This window comes from Streptomyces sp. NPDC090032, assembly GCF_044748025.1.
Classification (GTDB): domain Bacteria; phylum Actinomycetota; class Actinomycetes; order Streptomycetales; family Streptomycetaceae; genus Streptomyces.
The window spans coordinates 13,560-38,618 of record NZ_JBIVFF010000019.1 but is presented as its reverse complement, the minus strand read 5'-3'; the positions used below and the strand labels follow the sequence as shown (position 1 = coordinate 38,618).

Here is a 25,059-nt window from a genome sequence, read left to right as displayed (position 1 = left end):
TCAGTCGGTCAGCCTGTCCAAGGGCCGCCGGGCCAAATGACCTCCAGGTCAATCGGCCAGCATGTCTCGGACCATCGGCACGACCTTCGTGCCGTAGAGCTCCACCGCCCGCAGCCGGGCGCTGACCGGTTGCGCACCGCTGGTGTAGACGAGGTCGAAGCGGCCGACACCGAGGTTCTTGATGCTGGCTGCCATCTTGCGGGCGACGGTCTCGGGAGAGCCGACGTACGACGAACCGTGCAGGATCTCCGCCTCGTACTCGCTCTTGGTGACCGGCGGCCAGCCGCGCAGTGCTCCGATCGTGTCGCGGATGACCTTGTAGTGCGGCCAGTGCAGGGCGCGGGCCTCGTCGTCGGTGTCGGCGATGAACCCGGGGGAGTGCATACCGACGGGGTGCGCGGTGGTTCCGAACTGGTCGGAGGCGCGCCGATAGAGGTCGATGTAGCGGCTGAAGCGCGTCGGGTCGCCGCCGATGATGGCGAGCATGAGCGGCAGTCCGTAGTGCGCGGTGCGGATGACGGACTCCGGGGAGCCGCCGACGCCGACCCAGGTGGGCAAGCGCCCCGACTCGGTCTTCGGGAAGACGTCGGCGTCCTTGAGCGGGGCCCGCTTGGTGCCTTCCCAGGTGACCGGCTGTTCGTCGAGCAGTTTGACGAACAGGTTCAGTTTCTCCTCGAAGAGCACGTCGTAGTCGGTCAGGTCGTAGCCGAAGAGCGGGAACGACTCGGTGAACGAACCCCGGCCCAGGATGATCTCGGCGCGGCCCTTCGAGAGCGCATCGAGTGTGGCGAACCGCTGGAAGACGCGGACCGGGTCGTCCGAGCTGAGCACGGTGACACCGGAGGCGAGCCGTATCCGCTCGGTGCGGGTGGCGATGCCGGCCAGCACCGTCTCCGGCGTGGAGACGGCGTACTCGGGGCGGTGGTGCTCGCCGAGCGCGAGGGCGTCGACACCGATGGAGTCGGCGAGCACGGCCTCGTCCACGACCTGCCGGATCGCGCGGGCGAAGGAGACGGGACGGCCTTCGTCGTCCTGCGGGACGTCGCCGAAGGTGTCGAGGCCGAAGAGCACATCGGACATGGTGGGCTCCGGTTCTGTGGAGGCACGGGGGAGGGGGGGAGGGTGGAGTGAGGGTTCGGGGATCTACCAGGCGTACGGGCCGAAGCGGCCCCAGGCGATCACGGCCGCGATGACGAGCAGGACGACGTTGATGCCGACGTTGGGCCATTCACTGCGGCGGGCGTGGGTGACGACTGCGCCGATCATGATCAGCGCGACGCCGACGGCCGCGAGCGGCGTGAGCACGGTGGCGATGCCGGTGGCGGCCGGGAGGATCAGGCCGAGTGCGGCCAGCACCTCCAGTGCCCCGATGGTCTTCACCTGGCCGGCGCTGAAGCTCTTCGCCCACGCCATGGATTCGGCGGTCTTCTCGTAGGGCTGGGCCAGTTTGCCTCCGCCCGCGGCGAGCATCGTGGCGGCGAGCAGGCCCTGCAGGATCCAGAGGAAGACGTTCATGACGGGTCCGTTTCGTGTGACGGGAGGGGACGTGGCCCGGCAGCCGGTGCCGCGCACGGAGGCCTGCGCACGGGGGCGCAGAGCCTGGGGCGTGGGTCAGGTGGCGAGCCTCGGACAGCATAAGCGGACTTCACCCCGTTTATATTCCCGTTGGCTGGACGAATGCCGGACGGGTAGTCGGGCGGGTGGCCGGGCGGAGATAGATTTGCCGGATGGAACGATCGCCGCTGCCCCTGGGACGACCCCGCACCGAACGTGCCGACGCCGCTCGCAACCGTGAGCAGTTGCTGGCCGCGGCCCGCGAGATGGTCGCCGAGCTGGGAGCGGACAAGGTCACCATGGACGGCCTCGCCGAGCGTGCCGGATTGGGCAAGGGCACCGTCTATCGCCGCTTCGGCACCCGGGCCGGGATCTTCCACGCCCTGCTCGACGACGACGAACACGCCTTCCAGCGCCAGGTTCTGGCCGGCCCGCCCCCACTCGGCCCCGGCGCGGCCCCTCTCGAGCGGCTGGTCGCGTACGGCCGGGCCCGTATCGCCTACCTCCTCGACCACGTCACGATCGTCCGTGCCGCCCTGGATCGGCACCGGCCCGTCCCGGCCGAGGGTGGCAGCATGTTCACCCAGGCTCACATCCGCATGCTGCTGGGCGGGGCGGACACCGGTGTCGCCGACCTCGACAGCCTGACCGTCCAGCTCACCAGCGCCCTCGAAGGCCCGTTCATGATCTTCCTGGCGCTGCCGGGGAGCGGCCCGGAAACGGATGCCGAGTCCGACGCCGCCTTCCAGCGCCGAGCCCGCCCGCTGGGGGCAGGCTGGCAGACGCTGGTCGAGCGGGTCTGCCACCGGCCTTGAAGCGCGCGCTCCGGCTTGAGTGAGTCAGGTCTGGCGCGGGCCTCGCTCTGGAGGGGATCGGCCTGGGCGGGCATCGGGCTGAAGCTCAAGTTCCCATGGCCGAGGCCTACTTGGACGCCGACCGGCGCGTGGCGCATCCGGGAACGTGAAGCGCGGGCCGTCGCCAATTCATGGTCTATACCAAAAGCGTGCGCCTCGGTATTCTCATCCGTGCCAGTGGTATCCCTTCCCCCCACCCAGGTTGCGTGCTGGCGCGGGCGACGCTGACCCAACACTGCCCTGAGCAGCCGGGTGCCCCCATTCGCCGCCTCCAGGAGGATCACGGTGAAAGTTCGCACGAAGAGCTTTGCGATCATCGGCACCATCTGTCTCGTCGCCTCCCTCGCTTTGACGACGGCATCCGCGGACCAGCGCGAGGCCCAGCCGCGGGCCGCGGAAGTCACGCTCACGAACGTGGCCACCGCGCAGAACCCGACCGCGGGCACCGCCGGTCCCGGAGGCACCGTCTGGATAGCCGAACGGGCCGGTACGATCCGGGTCCTGGGCGATCAAGGGCTAGGCCAACCTGTGCTCGACATCTCCGCCGAGACCACCACCGACGGCGAACGCGGCCTGCTGGGCATCGCGTTCGACAAGCAGTTCACGCACTTCTACATCTCGTTCACGAATCTCGAAGGCACCAGCACCGTCGACGAGTTCGCCGTGTCTGACGGCAAGCTCCTGCCGGACACCCGGCGCACCGTCCTCACCCAGACGCAGCCCTACGACAACCACAACGGCGGCGACATCAAGTTCGGCCCCGACGGCTATCTCTACATCGCGCTCGGCGACGGCGGCTCCGGCGGCGACCCGCACGGCAACGGCCAGAACCTCGGCACGCTGCTCGGCAAGCTGTTGCGGATCGACCCGCGCGGCGGCACGCCGTACGCGATTCCGTCGGACAACCCGTTCGTCGGCGACCCGGACGCGAGGGGCGAGATCTGGGCGTACGGTCTGCGCAACCCCTGGAGGTTCTCTTTCGACGCGGGCACCGGCGATCTGCTGATCGGTGATGTCGGCCAGAGCGACTGGGAGGAGATCGACTGGGCGCCGGCGAGCAGCAAGGGCGGTGAGAACTACGGCTGGTCCCAGATGGAGGGCACTCATCCCTTCAGGGGCGGGGTGGAGCCGGCGAATCATGTTCCCCCGATCCACGAGTACGACCGCACCGGCCTCGGCTGCTCGGTGACCGGCGGATACGTCTATCGCGGCAAGGCGATCCCGGACCTCAGGGGCCAGTATGTGTTCAGCGACTACTGCGACGGCACCGTCCGCTCCCTGCAGTTGGAGAACGGCAAGGTGACCGGAGTGAACGACCTCGGTGTCAACGGCGGCGAGGTCATCTCCTTCGTGCAGGGCTGCAAGGGCGAGCTGTACGTGCTCGCGCTGGGCGGCGGCATCTCCCGCATCGACCCGGCGTAGTGGCCCGGGCGCGCAAGACCGTATGAGCGCCGCGCCGTCCGACTTGCGCCCCCTTGGGAGTCGGACGGCGCACGGCTGCCGGTGGATCTCGTCGACGGCCAGGGGCACATCCGTCAGGTGCGCTGTCCGGGGTGATTCACCGGCGTCGTCAGCGGGACGGTGACGAGCGCGGCACCGGGCATGACGCCTCGGCCCCAAGCAAGGGCTGTCCGAACGCGAACTGACCGCACTCACCGTTGAAGTCACGGGGACCTGGCCCTCGCGCGAGGGCTACTGACCGCCGCGGCCGACCAGCCCATGCGGCCCACGTGATCAGCGAGGGCACCATGCGTGAGCTGAGTGTGCCTGACCAATGGGCAGTTGATCGAACTGCACATGCAGGTGGTCCACTGCATCCTGTTGGTGGGAACCCTCCGACCGAGGACCAGGAGTCCCTGGACACGTACGAGAACGCGCGGGAGCCGCTGGCTGCTCAAGTAGGCCGAGTGTCCAGGTCACTTCTATTTCTTTGTGGCTGGGGCAGCCTCACCCGGCATCTCGGCCTCGGGCCGAACGGAGGTGTCCTGGTCCGAGTGCGGCACGTGGCCCAGGGGCGGCGGAGAGAGTACGAGGTCGGCTCGGGGCATCGTGGCGCTGACAAGGTCGGCGTTGTCCTGGTCGCTGCCGAGAGACCAAGCGCGGGCCTGCGTGGGGGATTTGCCATAGGCCACGTGCCGTTCGATGAGCCGCTGCAGTCTCGTCTCGTGATCAGTGGCCAGGAACCAGACCTGATCGAGGAACGTTCTGACGGACGCCCAATCGCCTTCGTCGAGCAGGAGGTAATTGCCCTCGGTGATGATCAGGGGTACGTCAGCCGGGACCGGAATGGCGCCGGCCACCGCTTCCTCGATCTCGCGGCGGAACTCCGGTGCGTACACGCCGTCTTCGGCGGGATCGCGCAGCCGCTGAAGAAGCGCTGTGTATCCCGCGACGTCGAAGGTGTCCGGTGCTCCCTTGCGCTCCCGGCGGCCGAGCCGATCCAGTTCGCTGTTGGCCAGATGGAAGCCGTCGATGGGAACCACGACGGCTGTACGCGGGCCGAGCTCGGCGACCAGACGGGCGGCGAGGGTGGACTTTCCCGAGCCGGGTGCCCCGACGATCCCCAGAATCGCGCGCTGTCCTGATGCGGCAAGGGCACGCGCACGTTGACGGAGATTGGTGACGGATGTCTCTTCAGGGGTGTCGGCGGCGTCCCGACCGGTCGTCTGGGGGTGAGGGGAGTGCGTCACTGGGACCTCCGGTGCGTCCAACCTGGACATCGTGGCTTCCAGGTGACATTGAACTGCGTCGTAGGTGTCTCATCGGCGTCTTACCTGGCTGTGCGCACGCGTGGGCAATCCAGAGGGCACCTGATCAAGGGGATCCCGGCCTGTGTTCGCGGCGTGCGCAGCCACATGATCTCCAAGGACCGTGCCGGCATGGCGGCGGGAGCAGCGGGCAGATCCTGCCGGTCTACGTCGCCGAGATGGTGCCGGCCAGACGTTGCGGCTGCATGGTGGTGCTGTTCCAACTGGTGCTGGTCATCGGAGTGGCGCTCTTCGCGAACGGCTGCCTGAGCAGGCGGATGAGCGCCCATGCCGAGGCGATGCGCCAACTGGACAAGATCGCCGACTCGTCGCGGAAGGCGTAGCCGGCACTGACGTTCCTCCGCTCGCTCGGTCAAGTGGCACTGGTTTCTGGTGGTTGGTTGCAGTTAGTCGGGGGTTGGGGTGGTGGGCCGGTCGGGCGGGGGCCTGCGGGGGCGGATGCGATCTGTCAGTGGCTCATCCGCGCGGCGAGTGCACCTTGTCGGCGGTGATGGTGAGCATGACGCGCTCCTGATCGCGCCCACCGAACCAGGGATATGGTCCGCCGAGGTACTTGTGGGCCACCTTGTCGATGTGTGTCTCGGCGCCCTCGGTCGTGGACGACACGACGCGGCCGCGGATCGCCCAGTAGCGTGAGGGCTCGGCCGGATCCGCGATGGCGACGGCGACGCGCGGATCACGGTGGATGTTCCTCATCTTCTGATGGGTGGTCACCGTGTTGATGACGACGTGGTCCCCGTCGGTGTCGACCCAGGTCTGGGTGATCTGCGGCGAACCGTCCGGCATGAGGGTCGTCAGGAAGCAGATGGCCGGGCCGCCCAGGACGTCGGTCAGTTCACTAGGCAATGTCATGTCGGGCAACTTTCTCGTGTGACGCCGGAACGCACACCCAATCAGAACCTCCCGCTCTCGTGCCACCACGGCTCTCGTGGCCCACAAGGGCATCGAGGGCTGATGTCCGGTTGCCGTACGAGCTGGGCTGGTTGAACGTCAGGGGGTTGGGCACAGGCATCGGTAGCCGTCCTCGCCGTCCTGCCCCCGGCGCGGTTCACATGGTCAGGCGGCGGCGCTCAAGAGGAGCCACCGATGCGGCAACGTCCGCACGCAGGTGCCGCGCCGGTCATGAATCCGCGCGGAGAACCGGGGACACCCGGCGGCTTCGACGGCACGGTGCCCGAGTCACACGAACGCGATCTCTTCCTCCACACATCATCGAGGTGGGCTGCACCGACGTATGCGTCATCGTGATGTCATCAGTCGACGGCCTCGAAGTCGCCCAGGGCGTCACCAAGGTCGAGCTCGGTACGGCCACGGGTCTGGAAGCCCCGCTTGAACAGTGCTGCCATGCGCTGCTGTGCCGCCTCCCCCCGAACCAGCTGCTGGAACAGGGCGGCATCCGCGCGCAGGGCGACCGGAGTTGGCAGGCTGATGCCATTGATGGCGGCTTTGGCCGTGATCAGCGCATCGCGGGGGAAGTCCCCGATGCGCGCGGCGAGGCCGGCTACGAACTCGTCCAGCTCGGCATCGGGCACCGCGCGGTTGATCCATCCGTAGAGTTCGGCGAGTTCGGCACCGAAATCGGCCGACGTCAGCACGGCTTCGAGTGCTCGGCCCCGGCCCAGCAGGCGAGTGAGGTGCTGGATAGCTCCCGCGCCGGGCGGGGTGCCGATGCCGACTTCGGGCTGGCCCAGGACAGCGTTCTCCCGGGAGGCGAAGCGCATGTCGCAGGCGAGCAGGAACTCGCTGCCCGCCCCTCGTGCACGGCCGCGCAACTTGGCGATGGTCACCACCGGCATCTCGCTGAGCTTGAGGAACAGCATCCCCAGGGAGGCGTCGCCCGGGCCCCCGGCTCTCGCGGCTTCAGCGGTGTATTCGGGCACTTTGGTCAGGTCGACGTGCGGGAAGAAGAAGTCGGGATCCGCACTGTCGAAGACCACCACCCGCGTGGTCACCGACTGGGAAAGCTCCTCGAGCAGATCGACCAGGTCACGGACGACCTCGGGACCGATGAGATTGATCGGCGGGGCGTTGAAGGTGGCGTACAGGACGTTGCCGTCCAGCCTGGTGCTGATCGTTTCGTAGGAGTCGGTCATGTTCTCTTCCTCTCGGCGCACTTCACGGCCCGTGGCAAACCCGGCTGTCCGGCTGTCGAAGCTGGCGCTCATCGAGCCACAGCACGACCGGCGCGCGGCGATCTCCCGCCACTGCCGCTCCATCTGTCGAAGCCCGACCTCAGCAGTTGCTCCAGGCAGAGCATGACCTCATCCAGGACCCAGAACTGTCAGCCACGACATGGCTGCGGACGACTGTCCTTGAGCGACCCCTTCGGACCCCTTCGGAGCCATCACCCAAGACCAACAGTCTCAGCATCGGGTCGACACCGGCCTGGCGTCAGGTGAGATCACCCGGTTCACCGTCAGCTACCTGGGTGACAGAGTGGATAGGCCTGGGGTGGGGCGTGATGTCTTCGACGAGCAGGAGGAGTTGCTCGAACAACAGGTACTGGTGCTGGAACTGGTCGAGATGGAAGTGAACCCGCAGGACCTGCCGTCGGTGGCGGCTGCGGCAGAGTGGTGCGCGCTCCTCCTCGGGCAGGGGCTCGGGCGCCGCCACGGTGGTCATCCTTCGGACCCGAGGGAGCGATGGCCCCGGCGGCGCAGGTCTGCGGAGCGGCTCCCGGCGGGCTGCACGTCAGCCCATGGGCGCAGTTCCGAGCCCGCGGTGCCCAGCCGCTGACCGAGGCCCGTGCGGCTTTCACCCACCTGGAACACGACCACCCGCTGGGCAAGGCCGTCCTCCCGTCGCCGTCCCGGCACTGGAGTGAGCCGGTGCCGGTACCGCCGGAAGGCCTGTCTTTGCTGCTCGGCCGCCTGATCTCGCCGATCGCCCGTTCGGCGAGCGGCTGCAACATGGCTGTCAGCGTCCCGGCAGCGTCTCTTGCAGCCAGTCGAAGACGACGTCGCAGTGCTGCTGCGGGGCCATCGGGGAGCAGTGCAGTTGTGCGCCGGTGGCCGCGGTGAGCTTCACGTAGTCCTTGGGGGACGTCAGCTTGTCGAACATCGTCCGCGGCTGCCCGGGATAGAACTGCTCGTACTCGTAGTCAAGGACCAGGGTGGGCATCGTGATGCGGCCTACCACGCTCGTGACGGTCAGTGCCTCGATGCTTTTGGCGGGGGTGTAGAAGTCCGTGAAGACCTTGCCCTGGCGGGCAGCGAGCATCGCCGGGACGGAGAAGGGCTCGAAGCGCTTCTTCATCGTCGCGGCAGCAGCCGCAGGCAGCTCGGGGACGACCTCTTTGTTCCAGATATTGTTGGTCTGCTCCTTGTTCGGGGTGAGGATCTCCCGAATCTCCTGCGGGAAGCCCAGCCAGGGTTCCAGGCATCCAGGCATCGCCACCAGCGCGGCGATGCGCTTCTCGAAGGCCGCGGCCCGGGGGGCCAGGTTGCCCGCCATACTCAGCCCAGTCAGGGCGATCCTGCCGGCGTCCACGTCGGGACGGGCGACCAGCCAGTCGACGAGCGGTGTGACGACCTTCTCCCAACGCGGTGTGAAAACCGCCCGGTTCACAAAGAGCAATTGTCCCTGGCCCGGCCCGTCGTACACGAGGGCATTCCAGTCACGCTCCAGGGCGGCCGAGACGCCATAGGCCCACATGTCAACGTTCTGTCCATCGCTGCCGTTCGTGAGGATCACAGTGGGGCGCTGTTTGCCGGAGTCGTCCGGGCGGAAGAGCCACACCGGCAGCGGGGTCTTCCCGTAGGGGATGTCCGCCGTCACCGGTGCTGGGTCGCACAGCTCGCAGAATGTGTCCCAGGCACCGCGACCGGCCCTGTACAGCGCTTCCTCGCTCTCGGGGGTGTCGGAGCCGAGGACGAAGAACAGAGCCTGGGCGTAGTACTGCGCCGCCCGCAGTGCGCGCAGGCGCCTGGCCTGCCGGTCGGGCTTGCTGCCCTCGGGCGCGCTCATCAGCTGGTCGCCGAGCTTCTTGAAGGTCTCGACGTACGTCTGCGAGGAGAGGCCGGCCTTGTTGATCGTGTTCACGGCAGTGAGCACCTCGCCCACCTCGCTGCCGCCGAACCCGGCCCCGCCGAGGGCCCAGAGGCCACTGAAGTTGAACGCCGGGTCCCGGAAGAGCGTCATCACCCCAGGCGTGGCACCCGCCGACGAGCCAGTGGCCGATGCCGTGGGCCTGGGCGCGACCCCTTGTGCGGAGGTTCCGTTCGAGGAGGTGCAACCGGTGGCCAGTGCTACCCCGGCCCCACCGACGAGCCCGGCGAGCGCGGTGCGCCGGCTCAGGTGGGATGCGTCCTGCGATTCATGCGTCATGCCAGCTGACCGTAAGGCGCGCCGCCCGCACCTCCCGGCACGACACAGCACGTTCCCCCCCAGCTGGAACATCCGGTCAGCGACCGCGTGCCGCGATCCGGGCGGCCACCATGGAAAGAGGCACGGCGGCGGCCCAACTGTAGATCGCAGCGGTGGGCGAGACCCGCGCGATCCCCACCGAGAGCAGAAACACCACGGCCTGAGCGGGGAGCGGGACGCGGCGCCAGGGCGCGCCGGCGGAGCGGCTGGTGTGCAGGTCCATCGCATACAGCACCAGTGCGGCCGTGCCGATGACGGCCCCGTACAAACCGGGACCGAGGAACTGGTCGCCGTAGTCCTCAAGAACCTTGGTGGGAAAAGGAATCGACGACACCAGTAGCAGGAACGCCACGTTGAGCCAGAACAGGTACGAGTCGATCGGCCCCGCGTGCCGCAGCGCCGCGTGGTGGGCGCGCCAGAACAGCGCGATCACCACCGCACTCAGCAGGAAGGCGCCCGCCTGGGACTGAGCTTCATCCAGTGCCCGGTGCAGCTCCGCCCCGCGAAGGCCCTCGGGCAGCTTGATGTCCAGCACGAGCAACGTCATGGCGATGGCCACCACGCCGTCGGTGAGAGCGAGCATCCTGTCCTTCGATACGCGATCCACCTCGGGTGGGACGAATGGCCGCCCCTCATTTTCGTTCATGGAACCTGTCGTAGCACCCGCCCTTTGAAGGCGGGGCCAACCAGGCACGTGTCGTCCGCTCGTAGCCCGTGGCGCACGGCCCGAAAAACCTCTGTAGGCCGCGCCCGGGCTGCCATGACCCTCACTTGCTTTGGAGTCTTCCCGACGTGCGCAAGGTGGTGCGTGCTTCAGGCCGCCACCCCTGCCGTCCCCTTCGACGCAACTCGGTCGGCCTCCAACCGCCGCCGTCGTACCGGAATGCCCAGCGTCGGGTTGGCGACAGCCCAAGCCGCGCCCTTGCAGACCAACTCCTTGTAGCGGGCCGCGAAGCGGCCGACCAAGGCGCGGTCCACGGAGCGGTCGTCGGCGGTGACGAACTGGATCAGACCCTCCTTGCGGCCGAGCGAGATGCACTGGTTGAAGTAGCGGAGCGGGGCGTTCGGCAGCTTGGTGCCGGTCAGACGGGCCGCGATGGAGTCGGCGGCCTGCCAGGCCATGGGGGCGCCCGAGGCGCAGGACATGCGCAGTGGCTTGTCGCCTGCGCCCAGGGCATGGCCGGAGTCGCCGATCGCGTACACGTCCGGGTGCGAGACCGAGCGCATCGTCGCGTCGACCACGATGCGGCCGGTGTCCGCGAGTTCGAGGCCGGTGGCCTTCGCCAGCGGGTGCACCGCGAAGCCCGTGGTCCAGACGGTGACGGCGGCCGGAATGGTCCGGCCGTCCGTGGTCGTGACCCGGTGCGCCTCGACCGTGGCCACCGAGGCGTTCTCGTACACCGTGACGCCGAGCCCGTCGGTGACCTTGCGCAGGTGTGCGCGGCCCTTCGCGGAGAGCCAGTCGCCCAGGTCGCCGCGCGCGGCCAGCGCGACGTCGAGGTCCGGGCGGGCCTCGGCCACCTCCGTGACGAACTCCAGTCCGGTCAGTCCGCCACCCACGACGACCACCGTCTCGCCCTCGGCGAGCTGGGCCAGGCGCTCTCGCAGCCGGAGCGCACCCGGACGGCCCGCGATCTGGTGGCCGTGCTCGGCGACGCCAGGGACGCCGCCTGCGTTCCATCCGCTGCCGAGGGCGTAGACGAGGGTGTCGTACGACAGTCGTTCCGAGCCGTCGGCGCTCTCCACGGCGACCGTCTTGCGGTCCACGTCGATCGTCGTGACCTTCGCCAGCTTCAGCTCGACCCCCGTGCCCGAGAACATCTCACGCAGTGGGCGCGACTTCAGCTCCTGGCTCACGGCCAGCTGGTGCATCCGGACCCGCTCGACGAAGTCGGGTTCGGCGTTGACGAGGGTGATGGCGGCGTCCTTGCGGCGTAGCCGTTTGGCGAGCCGGCCGGCCGCGATCGCTCCGGAGTAGCCGGCGCCGAGGACGATGATGCGGTGCTGCATTTGCCTGCTCCTGTCTGCGCGGATCCGGCGCCTTCTGGCCGGTCACACCCCCTGAACCGGGCAGCCCGCGGATTCCTGACAGGAGAGGGGTGTGGCCTGCATCACATGGTGGCTCAGAGGGCTTCGGCCACGACCGGAGCACCGAAATCGCCCGCGGCCCAGCGCTCCGTCGCGCGCTCCAGCTTGTCCGGGTTGACCTGGCTGCGGACCGCGACGATGCCCTCCCGCGTCCGCTCCAGGCACATGATCCCGAAGACCCGGCCGTCGACCACCGCGACGACCGCGGGGCCCCCGTTGGCGGTGGTGGCGTAGAGGTCGGGCGAACCGCCGACCAGATCCCGCTTGGCCTGGGCCGGCTTGAACAGCCCGCGCAGGAACTTCGCCACCGCGACCGCACCCCCGAAGGCGCTGGCCCGGGCCGGCACCTTCCCGCCGCCGTCGCCGACCGCGATGGCGTCCGAGGTGAGCAGTTTGATCAGCGGCCCGGTCTCACCGCTGGTCGCCGCAGCGAGGAACTCCTCGACGATACGACGCGCGGCCGCCTCGTCGATCTCGGCCCGTGCCCCGTCGGCAGCCCCGCCCAAAGCTGCCCCATCAGCTGAACCCCCACCAGCCGCACCCCCACCAGCTGCACCACCGCCGGAAGCCGCTTTCGCCCTGCCCTGCGCCACATGCTTCTTCGCGCGATGGAAGATCTGCTGGCTGGCCGCCTCGCTGAGGCCCAGGATCTCGGCAATCTCCCGGTGGGAGTACGCGAACGCCTCGCGCAGCACGTACACCGCACGCTCGTTGGGCGAGAGCCGCTCCAGAAGGACCAGTACGGCGTACGACACCGACTCGCGCTGCTCGGCCGTCTCCGCCGGGCCCAGCATCGGGTCCCCTTCGAGCAGCGGTTCGGGCAGCCACTGGCCGACGTAGGTCTCGCGGCGAGCACGAGCCGAAGCGAGCTGGTTGAGGCAGAGGTTGGTGAGCACCTTGGTCAGCCAGGCCTCCGGCACCTCGATGCGTTCGACATCGGCGGCCTGCCAGCGCAGATAGGTCTCCTGTGCGGCGTCCTCCGCCTCGCTCGCCGAGCCGAGCATGCGGTAGGCGATGGCCTCAAGGCGGGGCCTGGCCGCCTCGAACCGGTCCACGTCACTCAGGGTCAGAGCCATTCCAGGATCCTAACGGGCGGGATGCGCGGTCCCACGGCTGCACGAGAAGGGCACCTCCATCGGCGAACGTCGACCTCGCCGGCACGGCGATCAACGCGTGCTCGTACCCCAAGTCGATGGCGTACGTAGGGTGTTCGGCCGGGGTCCGGTTGGAGGCCCCTGCCAGGCGCGGCCCGCGTACTCGCCCACCAACAGCGAGCGCACCGCCCAGGGTGATGTCGAGAGCGGCAATGGGGGGCAGTGATTGAGGAAACGCATTCACCTTCCGGCCGACAGCCCAAGAGGCGTTCAGGATCTCACCGGTGGGCTTCCAACCGTCTTCGGCGACTGGCTCCAGTGCGCCGCCGACGACATTTTCGACGCCGGCCACCACAACACGGGTCAGCGCAGGTCTCGCGCCAGTCCACCAGGTGAGGCAATTCCGCGTTCGCACCGCCCATGGACTTCGTACAACCAGCTGCACCCTTCGACGGTCACACCAGACAACCCGTACCCCGTCGACCGAGTGGAGCCTCCGTGCCACACAACTGCCGCATCCTGACGTACGCCATCGCAGCCGCCGCCGCGGCCACCGCCGGGCTCGTGTTCCCGTCCGGCGCCACCGCTGCCGCAGCCCCTACCGTCACGAGCGACTTCAACGGCGACGGCTACGCGGACCTCGCCGTCGGCGTCCCGGACGGGACCGTCGGCGGCAAGGCCAAGGCCGGGTACGTGAACGTCGTCTGGGGCGGCCCGAGGGGCGTCGGCGCCCACGGAAGCATCCGTGTCACCCAGGCCACTCCCGAGGTTCCCGGCACTCCGGAGGCGGGCGACCGCTTCGGCGCTTCCGTGGCTCTGACAGACCTCAACGGCGACGGCATCGCGGAACTGCTCGCCGGTGTCCCCGGAGAGGACGTCACCGACCGCGGTACCGATGCGGGCATGGTCATCGCCGTAGGCGGCTCGAAGGGCGGGCCGGGACCGGGGTCGACGGTCCTCACCGGGCCGGCGGCGTCGGCCGCGTACGGCACGTCGGTCGCGGCAGCCGACCTGACCGGCGGCGACAACAAGGTGATCGTGATCGGCGGCACGGACAAGGTCGTCGCCCGTGTCATCCAGGGCGAAGACAGCATGGTCACCACCGTCGTCGCCGCCCCCATGGGCGGCCGCGCCCCCGTCCTGGCCACCGGCGACTTCGACAGCGACGGCATCGGGGACCTGGCCGTGGCGTACTGGACCGCGGGCAATCCCAACACGCAGTCCCACGTACGCCTGTGGAAGTGGGACGCCGACCGGGCCGAGATGGCCAACTTCTGGAACACGGACAACGCCGGCGTGACCGCCCTGGCCGCCGGCGACTTCGACGGCGACGGCCACGACGACCTGGCGCTCGGCGAATGCCGAGAGATCGCCGACGAGAACATCGACGACCCGTGCGGCCCCGAGAAGCTCGCCCAGGGAGGCGGCATCCACATCCACTACGGAGGCCCCGCGGGCGGCTCGTTCGGCAGTCGCGCCCAGACCCTCAACCAGGACACGGCGGGCGTCCCGGGCGTGGCCGAGGACGGCGACCGCTTCGGCGCCTCACTCGCCGTCACCGACGTGAACCGCGACGGCCGCGACGACCTGATTGCCGGCGCTCCTGGGGAGGCCATCGGAAGCAAAGCGGGGGCGGGTGCCGCCTGGCTGCTCTACGGCGGCGCTCAGGGCCTGCTCGACGCAGGGGGTGCTGCCAGGTCCGTTGCCTGGAATCAGGACACGCCCGGCGTCCCGGGCGTCGCCGAGGCGGGGGACGCCTTCGGCGCGGCGGTCGCCTCGGGTGACGGCAACGCCGACGGTGTACCGGATGTCACCGTCGGATCCCCCGGGGAGAACGCCTCCTTGGGCGCCGCATGGCTCCTCCGCAGCGGCTCGGCCGGCGGCTCGACAGCCTTCTCACCTCGCACGCTCGGCCTCCCGGACCTCTCCACGGCTCAGAAGTACGGCAAGCCGCTGAGCAGCCGCTGAGTGCGCCCACCGACGTTGCCCCCCCCCGCACAGCGCTGGCCCGCCCCGCCGTGGAAGACCTTTCGAAGTGGTGGACGATGGATGATCAGCTCCTACCTGGTCGCGGGATGTGAGGGCAAGCCCTCGATGCGGTCAGCTTGGGGGGGGCGTGCCGTGGCCGGAGGCCACAGTCCTGAGAGCGCGAGCTCACGCTCAACGGGTCCGTCCAGGAGGTCCTTGGGCGGACTCGGTCCGCCGGATCCTGCCGGGCCGCTTGCGGGTGGGGAGGCGCCCTCCATGTTCGAGGTCAGGTTGCGTCCCGGAAGTTGGCTGGCCTTGATCTCGATCGTCCGGGTCGCAGCTCCGTGGAGCCTGACACTCTGGCCGAACCAGCATTCCTCGAACCACATGCCGTGCCCGATCTCGGCCCCGCTGAGATGAGGCGACCATCCGCTCGGCCAGTCCCCAGCGCACGCCATGGGCCGGCGGCCGGTTCGCCATTGTCTGCGATGCCGGCCGCCACGCGGGTCGCAAGTCAGGCACGCATTGATGGAGCAAGGCCCTGTTCTGTGCGGGGTGTGTCGGGCGCGGTTCAAGGAGCAGATCGCGCCAGGCCCGACTGCTGACCTCGTCGCGGGTGACGAGGCCGTCGACGGCGGAGAACTGTCCGGTGACTCCGATCGCGGCCCCCACGGTCTGCGCATGGGCGGTGAGGTGGTGGCCGCCGACGCGGGTCTCGCCGGAGGCGGGTCGAGTGCGAGGAGGTTGGAGAGGATCTTGACGGCGGTGGTCTTGTCGGCGCCGTTCGGCCCGAGGGAGAGGATGGTTCCCTCGGGGCCGGCCAGGTCGATGCCGTCGAGGACGGGCTTGTCGCCGTAGGACTTGCCCAGTCTGTTCGCCGCGACGGCCAGGTTCGTCCTGCTGACTGCTCCTCAGAGACTGCGGGCGGTCAGAGGCTGCGGGCGGTGATGTCGCCGTGGGCGGTGGTGGCCTGGATGTTGAGGCCGGCGGTGGAGCCTTCGGTGTTCTTCAGGGTGTTGTGGATGCGGCCGTAGGTGGTGCCGGCGTCGAGGGTGGCGGAGGTGCCGCGGGCGGCGCCGATGGTGATGTCGCCTGATTCGGTGCGCAGTTCGACCGTGCCGCTCGTGGCTTCGGTGATGTCCAGGTCGCCCTTCTGCGTGCTGATCTGCGCGGGACCGCCCAGGCGGCCGATGAGGATGTTGCCGGCCTGAAGGGTGAGGCGGGCGCCGGCAGTCTCGTCGAGCTTGACCAAGGCCTGCGCGCCTTCGAAGGTGACGTCGCCGAGGCGTCCCACGCCCCGCACTTCGGCGGCGGCGGTCTTCGCCTGGACGCGGGAGCCGGCGGGCAGCTGGACGGTCACTTCGACGGATCCGGAGTTGCCCAGGATCCGGTTGTTCGAAGCCGTCGCCTCGATCCGGAGAACACCGTCGGCGTAGGTGACCGTGGTCTGCTCGGCCGCTTTCACGTCGCGGCTCTTGGACTTGTCGGCGGGCAGGATCTCGACGGTGGTGTCGGCGCGGTCGGCGGCGATGAACTGGATGCGTCCCGCGGGGATGTCCAGGACGGCGGTGACGGGGGAGGGGGTGTCGAACTTCTGCACGGTGTGCTCCTTGAATCCGTGGTTTCTGATGGACGAAACGCTACGTTGCATTCAATGATCGAGCAATACCCTTGTTGTGCAAGAACCCTATAAGTACAGGTAGTTGCAGGGATTTCATTGCAATGATCTGGGCTCTAACGCAACGGGTCACACCCCTGTTCGTTGCAATGATATGAGAGTGAACGCTATAGTCGACCCGCCGGACATCGGTCACGGATGCCGGACGCGAATGCCGGCCTCTGGGCACGGTTGCCGGGTCCGAACGCCGGATGCCGCGGATGGGTGCCGGGGTCGGCGCAGGGTTGTGAAGGAGAAGGGGAGCGCAATGCCGGGAGGCAGACTTACCCAGCAGGAGCGTCAGCAGATCGCGCTGGGGCTGGCCGATGGCTTGGCTTATGCCGAGATCGCCAGAAACCTGGCGCGTCCGACGTCGACGGTCACGCGTGAGGTGATGCGTAACGGCGGCCCGACCGCCTACCGTGCGGACCTCGCCCACCGTGCGACGGAACAGCGTTCCCGCCGCAAGCAGCCGGCAGCGCCCCGTGACCCGGGCGCGCCGGCGCAGGCTCATGGGCGTGATGCCGAGGCGGTGCGCGCGTATGAGGAGACGTTCACGACGGTTCTCATACAGTCGGGCGCGCCGAAGATGATGGCCCGGGTGATGTCCTGTCTCACCCTCACCGACACGGGCAGTCTGACCGCGGCCGAACTCGTCCAGCGTCTGCAGGTCAGTCCTGCGTCCATCTCCAAGGCGGTCGCGTTTTTGGAGAGTCAGGGCATGGTCCGCCGGGAGCGCGATGAACGCCGCCGTGAGCGTTATGTCGTGGACAACGACATCATGTACCAGTCGATGATGGCCTCCGCCCGATCCACCGCCCACATGGTTGACATCGCGCGGCAGGGTGTCGGCGTTCTCGGGTCGGGTACTCCGGCGGCGACCCGTCTGGAGAACATCGCCCGGTTCCTCGATTTCGTCTCCGAAAGCATCGCGCGCGCGGCGGAACAGGCCCGCGACATCCTCCATACCCAACCCGAACCACCGAAGGACAGCACTACCTGAGCCGCCCTCAGACCGCAGACACCTAGTCGTCTTCGCCGGCGCGCAGGCCAACCGGCTCAACAGCTTCCGGGCTGTGGCCACGAGGTACGACCAATGGGCATGTTCTCTTGCACGGCACCGTCACCGCCGCAATGAGTGATCCGGCTCTGACTCCGCCCGTGACGACCGGACGGAACCTCGTAATGCTGCGTCAGGTCGGGGCTGTGCTGGTGCTGGTGCTGTTCGAGGTGAGGAGGTGCCGGGATCAACGCCTGGGCCCCCATGGCCGTCACCCCTTGGAGGCGGCTTACCGGATCCGGGGCTCGAACTCCCGTCGCACGTAGGCGTCGAACGGTGCCGTCGACGTACTGTCGATCATCCGCTGCACTCCCTGCTGTGCCGCAAACTCCCTGGTCGCCGCGCGGGAGTCGGGCTTCACGCCCCCGCCGGTGATCAGCACCCCGAAGCCGCCTCCGCCCGGCCGAGGCCTGCCACCCTCGCGACTTGAGCCTTCTCGTTCGGCGGCACTCCGACCATGCACGTCACCCTCAAGTCCACCTTGAGCGGACAGACCGAGCGCACCGTTTCGACGACGCTTTCGGGTCGGTGGAAACTGAGTGAAGGAACGCCGCCACCGGAGTGGAGCCTGGACGGACGATCGAGTGACTTCTCAGCGTCCGGTCGAGCTACGAGCGGTCGTCTGGGGGGTCGCCCTCTCCGCACCTGCGTCTGCGCCCGTGTCCGGGCGGGGGAGGGGCAGTCGTCGGTTCCCGGTGGTGTGCCGCTGTACTGGTCTGCTGAGGAGCGTGGGCGCTCCGCTGAGGCCGAGGCCGAGGCCCTGGAGAGTGCGGCCGTTATCGCCCGAGCCCCGCACCCCGCCGCCGAGGACGGGCCGGTCAGGAACCATGGCTCACCCCCAAGCTGCAGCGACGGCTCGGCAGGACGGCGTTTCGCCCGCCTCCCGGCCCTTCCTGAATCTCTAAGCTCGGCCTGTGGGACAACCTGTGCAGCGCGCCGATGGCGCAGGACCGTTCATCACCCGGCTCACCTGGCACCCGCCCGGCGGCGGCACCGCTGTATGGGAGTCCAGGCTCGCGCGCCGACGCGGGGTACTAGCCGTCCGTCCTCCCGGCACGGGGACCACTCGGCACAACAGTGCGGACGCCGTTGCCATGGCCCGCCTCGGCAGACTCAATGCCATCGCGGCGACCGCCTTCGTCATCGGCGGGGCGTTCTTCGCCGCCGGCGCGGCCTTCGCACAGTTCGGCTCCGGAGACGCCACCCAGTGCGCCTCGATCTACTTCGCCGGCGGCCTGTTCTTCAACACGGGCGGGTACGTCTCGCTGCTCCAGGTGATCAATGCGCCCCGCCACGTGGGCGGCGGCGAAGGCCAACTGGTCACCCCCCACTGGCGGTGGTGGAGTTACGAACCGATGCGGGTGGACTGGCTGAGCACCTTCGTCCTGTTCGCGGGCACCCTCGTCTTCGCCGTCGATCTTCTGGACTCCTTCCTGGAAGGCCTGAACGTCCAGCAGGTCAACCGGCTGATCTGGGCGCCCGACGTGATCGGCTGCTCGCTCTTCCTGGTCTCAGGCCACCTGGGGCTGGTCGAGATCTGCCATGGCCGGCCCCGCCTCCGCCTGGACAGCCTTGGCTGGTGGATCGTCGCCGTGAACCAGCTGGGCTCGGCCCTCTTCATGGTCTCAGCGCTCGCTGCCTACACTTGCCCGGCCACCGAGAGTCTCGTCAACGCCGACATCGCCAACTGGGGCACCCTCACCGGAGCTCTGTGCTTCTCCCTCGCCGGCGTCCTCCAACTCGGCGAACACCCATAGGCTCGTAGGCCGGGTCACGCCGAGTTCAGCGTCACAGCCGCGGTGCATGGAACTCCGCGAAGCCGGCCAACGGCCCCTCCGTTCAAGCGCATCCACGGAAACCAGGGCTTCTCGCTGGACACCCCAAGACGAACCCCGCCCACGACCAACAGCAGCGTCGTCGCCGTCCTCAGCAGCCGGCTGCACGCCCCGCTCGTCCCGGACAGCCTGCTCTTGGATCGAACGGGGTCGCGTCCCAGCCGCGATCAGCGCAACGTGGTGGGAAGCCAACAGCGCTCGACCGAATTCCGGCGTGCTCGGATTGCACCGTGGACGTCAGGTCACAGGTGCGCGGCCGGCGAGGCTGACGTCGCCGCGGACCGCTTCTCCATCGGCGACGCTCTGGGGGAATACCCCTCTGTCGCCCAGCCGTTGGGTGCGATGGCACGGTCGATGTAGCCATCCGGCGCGTGGCCGTCCAAGCCCTGTACGAACGAGGAGAGCGGTGATCACCTGATGAAGGCGGTGCGGTTCCACGAGTACGGCGGGATCGATGTACTGCGGGTGGAGGAGGTGGAACGGCCGGTGCCCGGCCCCGGGCAGGTGCTGGTCGAGGTCCACGCGGCCGGGATCCAGCCGGGCGAGGCACATATCCGCACGGGCGCGCTGCACGAACGCTGGCCTGCGACGTTCCCTTCCGGGCAGGGCAGCGATCTCGCCGGCGTCGTGGCGGAGATCGGTCCGCACGTACGCGGCTTCGCGGTGGGCGATGAAGTGCTGGGCTTCACCCATCGCAGGGCGAGTCATGCGGAGTTCGTTGTGGTCGACGACGTGAACGTGGTCTCCCGTCCCAAAGGGCTGTCCTGGGACGTGGCAGGGTCGTTGTACGTGGCCGGCACGACCGCGTACGCCACCGTGTTCGCGGTGGACCCCGAACCTGCCGACACGGTCGTCGTGTCCGGTGCGGCGGGCGGCGTCGGGTCTCTTGCCGTGCAGCTCGCGCGGCGGCGTGGCGCCACGGTGATCGGGCTGGCGAGCGAGCCGAACCACGCCTGGCTGACGGATCGTGGGGTTGTCCCGGTGGCGTACGGCGAGGGCGTGGCGGACCGGATCCGGCAGGCTTCCGGCGGGAACGTCGACGCGTTCATCGACACGTTCGGCGACGGCTACGTGGAACTGGCAGTGGAGTTGGGCGTACGGCCCGAACGGATCAACACGATCAGCGACTGGCAGGCCGCGGCCAAGGTCGGAGCAGGGACGTACGGAGAAGGTGCGGCGGCGTGCGCGGTCGTGCTCGGCGAGCTGGCCCGGCTCGCCGCGCGCGAGGAGCTGAGAGTGCCGATCGCCCACACCTACCCGCTGGAGCGGGTGCGAGACGCGTTCGGTGAGCTGGAACGGCACCACACCCACGGCAAGATCGTTCTCCGGCCGTAGGCCTCGGGCTCCCCGCTGATCAGGGAGCCCGAGCCCTCCCACATGCTGCGTGCGCCGGATCAGGTCGTCATGAGTCTGCCGCGCTTGAGCCGGACCACCTCGTCGGAGGCGTCGGCGACCTCACGGGAGTGGGTCACCAGGATCACGCACTTTCCGTCGTCGTGCGCCAGCTTGCGGAACACCTCGACGATCCCGTCGGCGGTGTCCTGGTCGAGGCTGCCGGTGGGTGGTGGTCCTGGACCGGGACCTGCCCGAGGTGCACGGCGACGAGGTGTGCCGTCGCATCGTCGCCATGGACCTCGGCTGCCGCATCCTGATGCTGACCGCCGCCGGGCGCCTCGGCGACAAGGTCGAGGGGCTGGGGCTGGGTGCTGACGACTATCTCGCCAAGCCCTTCGACTTCCCCGAACTCATCGCCCGCCTGCGTGCCCTGTACCGCCGCACCCCCATGGCTCACGCCCCCGTCCTCACCTTCGCCGACGTCCGCCTGGACACCCACCGTCGCCTCGTCACCCGCGCAGACACGGAGGTGAGGCTCACACCGAAGGAACTCGCCGTACTGGAACTCCTGATGCGCGCCGACGGCGGGGTGCTGAGCGCCGAGTACCTCCTGGACAAAGCCTGGGACGCGCACACCGACCCGTTCACCAACGCGGTACGCCTCGTCGTTCACACCCTGCGCAAGAAGCTCGGCGAACCACAGCTGGTGCACACCGCGATCAGCGCCGGCTACTACCTGGGGACGGAGTGATGCGGCAGGTCCGCATCCGGAGCCTGAGCATCCACACCCGCCTCTTCCTCGGACTCGGGGCGGCACTCGGGGTGTGCGCCGCGTTGATGGTCACGATCATCTACACCGGGATGCGCTACCTGCCGACGTACGATCTCAGCACGACGGTGATCGCCCCGCCCGGCTCCTCATTCATCGAGGCATCACGCGGAACACCGGCTCAGCCCACGCCCCGAACCCCCACACCACAGCGCTCTCCCATCCAGCCCTCCGACATCCAGCCGGGGTCGAAGGCCAAGAACCTCGGCGACATCACCAGCAAGGAAGACGTCTGGAACACGGTCCTGCTGGTCTCCGTCGGCGGGGTGCTCCTGGTGCTGACGAGCGGCCTCGGCGCCGGCTGGCTGCTCTCCAAGCGGCTGCTCGCACCCCTGCACTCCATCAGCGAGGCTGCGGACGGCAACTTGAAAGACCGCATCCGCGCCGAAGGCCCCGCCGACGAGCTCAAACGCCTGGCCGACACCTTCGACACGATGCTGGCCCGCCTGGAGGAGTCCTTCGCCGCGCACCAGCGTTTCGCCGCCAACGCCTCCCACGAACTGCTCACCCCGCTGGCCACCACCAGGGCCGCGCTCCAGATCGCCGGCGACGACTCCACAGGCGAGTCGTTCGCCGAGCTCGCCCCGATGCTGCGGGAGACCAACGAACGCAACATCAGTGTCGTACGCGCGCTGCTCGACCTGGCAAGCGCCGGCTACGCCCCATTCGACCCGGATCCGGTAGACCTCGCCGAACTCGCGGAACGGGCCGCCGCCGAACGCTCCGCGCAGGCCTCAGCACGCGGCATCCGCCTCGACGTGGACACGGAGTCCGGCTGCGAGACCTGCGAGGTGGCCGGAAACGCCACCCTGCTGCGGCAGTTGGTCCTCAACCTCCTCGACAACGCCCTCCTCCACAACACTTCCCCGAACGGCGATGTGCACCTTTCCGTCTTCCGGGACCGGGACGCAGCGGTGGTCATGGAGGTGGAGAACACCGGCCCGCACGTGGACAAAGCCGTTGTGGACCAGCTCTTCGAACCCTTCTACCGGGCCCGCTCCCGGGTCAGCAGCGACCGTTCCGGGCACGGCCTCGGCCTGGCCATCGTCCGCTCGATCGCCTCGGCCCACCACGGCACGGCCACGGCGAGCGCGAACCCTCGAGGTGGACTGACGGTGCGTGTCGAACTCATAGTGCCCGCGCTCCCAGGGTCCTGGAAGAGGCCCCCGCTCCCTGCGTTACGGCCACGATTGTCGGGGGACGTCGCAGGAGCGTCGCCATAGGCGTACGCGGTGCGGATGTGCCCGTCGCGGGCGTGGACGACGACCTGCGCGGGGGTGTGTTCCCTGGCCCGGTCACGCGCGGAGTCGATCGCATCCTTCTGCGTGCGGTGCGGCTCGTGCAGCAGCCGACGGCCTTCCCTGCCCTCGACCTGCCACTTCACTCCCGCGTCCGCAGCCCGTTCGCCGGACGGTTTGAGTGGTAGACGGTCTGCTTCGCTGCCATGATGCTTCTCCTCGCCGTACAGGCGGACCTCCGGCGCCCGGACATCGCCGCCTTCTTCGGAGCCGTCTTCTTGGCCGACGCGATGATCTCGTCCTTGGAGACCTGGTAGCCCTTGCCGTTCTCGGCCTCGATCAGCTCCTGGCCGACCAACTCGCAGACTTTGCGGTAATGGATACGGCCGCCGTCCTCAAGGCCTCACGTGTGATCGCGGCACCCTCGGGCGGAGTACCCGGCGCAGAGATTCGACCCCCGCCCCAATTGCCGTAGCCCTCGACATCCACGCCGGACCCGTCCAGTTTGCCGCTCGCCTGCCGGCCCCCGGGTCGAGGCGCGAGAAGCTGACCAGTCCCGGCGGAGCCGACATCAGCCCCGGGAAACCGCGCCCTGGCACGTAGAGGCGGCGTGAACCAGGCCCCCGGACCCGACCGCGAGAGATCACCGAGCAGGAGGGCCGGTCGGCAGGGCTGGGCTGCAGGGCGGTGTAGGAAAAATGCCGAATGAGCGAAGAAGCCGCAGGCTGGATGGGAACAGCTCGCCCGTGTATCTGCTGATCAGCCGCGAAGCCGCCCCTGCTGTCACTCTCCGTAGCAGCAGAACACGGCCGCGCGGCGCGACGGACACCGATCGAAAGGCGCACGCAGCTCATGAACGACGTCACAGGTAAGGCGACCACCTCGGATGCCGGAATTCCGGTCGAGAGCGACGAGCACTCGCTCACCGTCGGCGCCGGTGGCCCGATCCTCTTGCAGGACTCCTATCTGATCGAGCAGATGGCGCAGTTCAACCGGGAGCGCATTCCTGAGCGGCAGCCGCACGCCAAGGGGAGCGGTGCCTTCGGCCACTTCGAAGTCACCGGAGACGTCAGCGCCTACACGAAGGCCGCGGTCTTCCAGCCGGGCACGCGCACCGATCTGGTGACCCGGTTCTCGACCGTCGCCGGCGAGCGCGGGAGCCCGGACACCTGGCGTGACCCGCGCGGATTCGCGGTGAAGTTCTACACCACCGATGGCAACTACGACATGGTGGGGAACAACACCCCGGTCTTCTTCGTGAAGGACCCGATGAAGTTCCAGCACTTCATCCGCTCCCAGAAACGCCGTGCGGACAACAACCTCCGTGACCATGACATGCAGTGGGACTTCTGGACCCTCTCGCCCGAGTCCGCGCACCAGGTCACGTGGCTCATGGGCGACCGGGGCATCCCGCGTACCTGGCGCCACATGAACGGCTACACCTCGCACACGTACATGTGGATCAACGCGCAGGGCGAGCGGTTCTGGGTGAAGTACCACTTCAAGACCGACCAGGGCATCGAGTTCTTCACCCAGGACGAGGGTGACCAGATGTGCGCGGCCGACACGGACTACCACACCCGGGATCTCTTCGAGCACATCCGGGACGGCGATCACCCGAGCTGGACGCTGTACGTGCAGGTCATGCCGTACGACGAGGCGGCCACCTACCGCTTCAACCCGTTCGACCTGACCAAGGTGTGGCCGCACAGCGACTACCCGCTGATCGAGGTCGGCAAGATGACCCTCGACCGCAACCCCACGGACAATCACGCCGAGATCGAACAGGCTGCGTTCCAGCCCAACAACCTGGTGCCCGGCATCGGCCCCAGCCCTGACCGCATGCTGCTGGCGAGACTCTTCTCCTACGCCGACGCGCACCGTTACCGCATTGGCGGCAACTACCAGCAGCTTCCGGTCAACGCTCCCATCGTGCCGGTGAACACATACTCCAAAGACGGAGCCATGGCGTACCGCAAGACCGAGGACCCGGTCTACGCCCCCAATTCCAAGGGCGGCCCGGCAGCCGACGCGGGCCGCTACTCGCCGCCCAGTTGGTACGCGGACGGCGACATCACGCGCGCTGCGTACGTCGACCACGCCGAGGACGACGACTGGGGCCAGGCGGGCACGCTGGTACGCGAGGTCCTCGACGACGCCGCGCGCGGGCGTCTCGTGGACAACGTCGTCGGGCACCTGCTCAACGGGGTGAGTGAGCCCGTCCTCGCAAGGGCCCTGGAGTACTGGTCCAACATCGACAAGTCGCTCGGCGAGCGCATCCAGCAAGGCGTGCGAGCCAAGGCGGACGAGAAGGACCCCAAGGCGGCGGAACAGGCAAACCCTGCCCGGAGCGGTATGCAGAGGAAAGCCTGAGCTATCGAATTCGTAGCCCGCTCCGAGACGAGTAATCGGTC

Annotated in this window: 22 protein-coding genes and 3 pseudogenes; 10 read left to right on the top strand and 15 right to left on the bottom strand. The window is 68.6% G+C overall.

Translation table 11 applies throughout. The features are described from left to right. Positions 1 to 48 precede the first annotated feature (48 nt). Positions 49 to 1,080: an LLM class flavin-dependent oxidoreductase gene (locus tag ACIPWY_RS35755; protein WP_362908378.1), complete on the bottom strand. Its 1,032-nt coding sequence runs from the start codon at positions 1,078 to 1,080 to the stop codon at positions 49 to 51. A gap of 63 nt (positions 1,081 to 1,143) precedes the next feature. Next, positions 1,144 to 1,515 carry a DoxX family protein gene (locus tag ACIPWY_RS35750; RefSeq protein ID WP_362908379.1) on the bottom strand — a complete coding sequence of 124 codons (372 nt, stop codon included), beginning with the start codon at positions 1,513 to 1,515 and terminating at the stop codon, positions 1,144 to 1,146. 212 nt (positions 1,516 to 1,727) lie between these two features. On the opposite strand from ACIPWY_RS35750, the gene ACIPWY_RS35745 reads away from it, so the two are divergent. Both ACIPWY_RS35745 and ACIPWY_RS35740 read left to right on the top strand, forming a co-directional pair. Further along, positions 1,728 to 2,369, top strand: coding sequence for a helix-turn-helix domain-containing protein (locus ACIPWY_RS35745; RefSeq protein WP_362908380.1), 642 nt, complete (start codon positions 1,728 to 1,730; stop codon positions 2,367 to 2,369). Positions 2,370 to 2,693: 324 nt separating this feature from the next. Then, entirely contained in the window at positions 2,694 to 3,830 is a 1,137-nt protein-coding gene (locus tag ACIPWY_RS35740) for a PQQ-dependent sugar dehydrogenase (protein ID WP_362908381.1), read from the top strand. A gap of 500 nt (positions 3,831 to 4,330) precedes the next feature. On the opposite strand, the gene ACIPWY_RS35735 is transcribed toward ACIPWY_RS35740, so the two are convergent. Then, the gene (locus ACIPWY_RS35735; protein ID WP_401536584.1) at positions 4,331 to 5,119 is read right to left on the bottom strand and encodes a nucleoside/nucleotide kinase family protein; all 789 of its coding nucleotides are present in this window, start codon (positions 5,117 to 5,119) and stop codon (positions 4,331 to 4,333) included. Between the two features lie 242 nt (positions 5,120 to 5,361). Between ACIPWY_RS35735 and ACIPWY_RS35730 the strand changes: the two genes are divergently transcribed. Further along, positions 5,362 to 5,499, top strand: coding sequence for a hypothetical protein (locus ACIPWY_RS35730; RefSeq protein WP_362908383.1), 138 nt, complete (start codon positions 5,362 to 5,364; stop codon positions 5,497 to 5,499). A gap of 133 nt (positions 5,500 to 5,632) precedes the next feature. Here the strand turns inward: ACIPWY_RS35730 and ACIPWY_RS35725 are convergent, their stop codons facing one another. From ACIPWY_RS35725 to ACIPWY_RS35695, 7 genes are all read right to left on the bottom strand, one after another. Next, complete coding sequence (locus tag ACIPWY_RS35725; RefSeq protein WP_401536581.1) at positions 5,633 to 6,028, bottom strand: PPOX class F420-dependent oxidoreductase; 396 nt, start codon at positions 6,026 to 6,028, stop codon at positions 5,633 to 5,635. A gap of 401 nt (positions 6,029 to 6,429) precedes the next feature. Beyond that, positions 6,430 to 7,341, bottom strand: coding sequence for an enoyl-CoA hydratase/isomerase family protein (locus ACIPWY_RS35720; RefSeq protein ID WP_362908385.1), 912 nt, complete (start codon positions 7,339 to 7,341; stop codon positions 6,430 to 6,432). A 226-nt stretch (positions 7,342 to 7,567) separates the two neighbouring features. Further along, complete coding sequence (locus tag ACIPWY_RS35715) at positions 7,568 to 7,798, bottom strand: hypothetical protein (RefSeq protein ID WP_362908386.1); 231 nt, start codon at positions 7,796 to 7,798, stop codon at positions 7,568 to 7,570. 294 nt (positions 7,799 to 8,092) lie between these two features. Continuing rightward, entirely contained in the window at positions 8,093 to 9,502 is a 1,410-nt protein-coding gene (locus ACIPWY_RS35710; RefSeq protein WP_401536578.1) for an alpha/beta hydrolase family protein, read from the bottom strand. A 76-nt stretch (positions 9,503 to 9,578) separates the two neighbouring features. Then, positions 9,579 to 10,187: a TMEM175 family protein gene (locus ACIPWY_RS35705; protein WP_401536576.1), complete on the bottom strand. Its 609-nt coding sequence runs from the start codon at positions 10,185 to 10,187 to the stop codon at positions 9,579 to 9,581. 167 nt (positions 10,188 to 10,354) lie between these two features. Beyond that, positions 10,355 to 11,551 carry an NAD(P)/FAD-dependent oxidoreductase gene (locus ACIPWY_RS35700; RefSeq protein WP_401536573.1) on the bottom strand — a complete coding sequence of 399 codons (1,197 nt, stop codon included), beginning with the start codon at positions 11,549 to 11,551 and terminating at the stop codon, positions 10,355 to 10,357. A gap of 113 nt (positions 11,552 to 11,664) precedes the next feature. Beyond that, on the bottom strand, positions 11,665 to 12,705 hold the full coding sequence (locus ACIPWY_RS35695; protein WP_401536571.1) for a sigma-70 family RNA polymerase sigma factor: 1,041 nt from the start codon (positions 12,703 to 12,705) through the stop codon (positions 11,665 to 11,667). 516 nt (positions 12,706 to 13,221) lie between these two features. Here ACIPWY_RS35695 and ACIPWY_RS35690 point away from each other — a divergent pair. Continuing rightward, positions 13,222 to 14,691, top strand: a complete 1,470-nt coding sequence (locus tag ACIPWY_RS35690) for an FG-GAP-like repeat-containing protein (RefSeq protein ID WP_362908391.1) — start codon at positions 13,222 to 13,224, stop codon at positions 14,689 to 14,691. Positions 14,692 to 15,297: 606 nt separating this feature from the next. Here ACIPWY_RS35690 and ACIPWY_RS35685 read toward each other — a convergent pair. Continuing rightward, positions 15,298 to 15,581, bottom strand: a pseudogene (locus ACIPWY_RS35685) (ABC transporter); the annotation flags it as partial. A gap of 38 nt (positions 15,582 to 15,619) precedes the next feature. Continuing rightward, positions 15,620 to 16,291, bottom strand: coding sequence for a DUF4097 family beta strand repeat-containing protein (locus tag ACIPWY_RS35680; protein ID WP_362908392.1), 672 nt, complete (start codon positions 16,289 to 16,291; stop codon positions 15,620 to 15,622). 325 nt (positions 16,292 to 16,616) lie between these two features. Here ACIPWY_RS35680 and ACIPWY_RS35675 point away from each other — a divergent pair, with 325 nt between their 5' ends. The 3 genes from ACIPWY_RS35675 to ACIPWY_RS35665 all read left to right on the top strand — a co-directional run bounded on the left by ACIPWY_RS35675 (position 16,617) and on the right by ACIPWY_RS35665 (position 20,578). Further along, positions 16,617 to 17,351, top strand: coding sequence for a helix-turn-helix domain-containing protein (locus ACIPWY_RS35675; protein WP_362908393.1), 735 nt, complete (start codon positions 16,617 to 16,619; stop codon positions 17,349 to 17,351). Between the two features lie 971 nt (positions 17,352 to 18,322). Beyond that, entirely contained in the window at positions 18,323 to 19,165 is an 843-nt protein-coding gene (locus ACIPWY_RS35670) for a hypothetical protein (RefSeq protein ID WP_362908394.1), read from the top strand. Positions 19,166 to 19,660: 495 nt separating this feature from the next. After that, positions 19,661 to 20,578 (top strand): NADP-dependent oxidoreductase, encoded by a 918-nt coding sequence (locus ACIPWY_RS35665; protein WP_362908395.1) that lies wholly within the window; start codon positions 19,661 to 19,663, stop codon positions 20,576 to 20,578. Between the two features lie 59 nt (positions 20,579 to 20,637). On the opposite strand, the gene ACIPWY_RS35660 is transcribed toward ACIPWY_RS35665, so the two are convergent. Further along, positions 20,638 to 20,760, bottom strand: coding sequence for a hypothetical protein (locus ACIPWY_RS35660; RefSeq protein WP_362908396.1), 123 nt, complete (start codon positions 20,758 to 20,760; stop codon positions 20,638 to 20,640). A gap of 44 nt (positions 20,761 to 20,804) precedes the next feature. On the opposite strand from ACIPWY_RS35660, the pseudogene ACIPWY_RS35655 reads away from it, so the two are divergent. Further along, positions 20,805 to 21,329 (top strand): annotated as a pseudogene (locus ACIPWY_RS35655) (response regulator transcription factor); the annotation flags it as partial. After that, entirely contained in the window at positions 21,329 to 22,630 is a 1,302-nt protein-coding gene (locus tag ACIPWY_RS35650; protein ID WP_362908397.1) for a HAMP domain-containing sensor histidine kinase, read from the top strand. The pseudogene ACIPWY_RS35655 and the gene ACIPWY_RS35650, both read left to right, overlap by 1 nt. 56 nt (positions 22,631 to 22,686) lie before the next feature. On the opposite strand, the pseudogene ACIPWY_RS35645 reads toward ACIPWY_RS35650, so the two are convergent. Both ACIPWY_RS35645 and ACIPWY_RS35640 read right to left on the bottom strand, forming a co-directional pair. Beyond that, a pseudogene (locus tag ACIPWY_RS35645) lies at positions 22,687 to 22,791 on the bottom strand (DUF2188 domain-containing protein); the annotation flags it as partial. Further along, complete coding sequence (locus tag ACIPWY_RS35640; protein WP_362908398.1) at positions 22,788 to 23,003, bottom strand: hypothetical protein; 216 nt, start codon at positions 23,001 to 23,003, stop codon at positions 22,788 to 22,790. The pseudogene ACIPWY_RS35645 and the gene ACIPWY_RS35640, both read right to left, overlap by 4 nt. Before the next feature lie 494 nt (positions 23,004 to 23,497). Here ACIPWY_RS35640 and ACIPWY_RS35635 point away from each other — a divergent pair, with 494 nt between their 5' ends. Then, positions 23,498 to 25,018, top strand: a complete 1,521-nt coding sequence (locus ACIPWY_RS35635; protein WP_362908399.1) for a catalase — start codon at positions 23,498 to 23,500, stop codon at positions 25,016 to 25,018. Positions 25,019 to 25,059 lie beyond the last annotated feature (41 nt).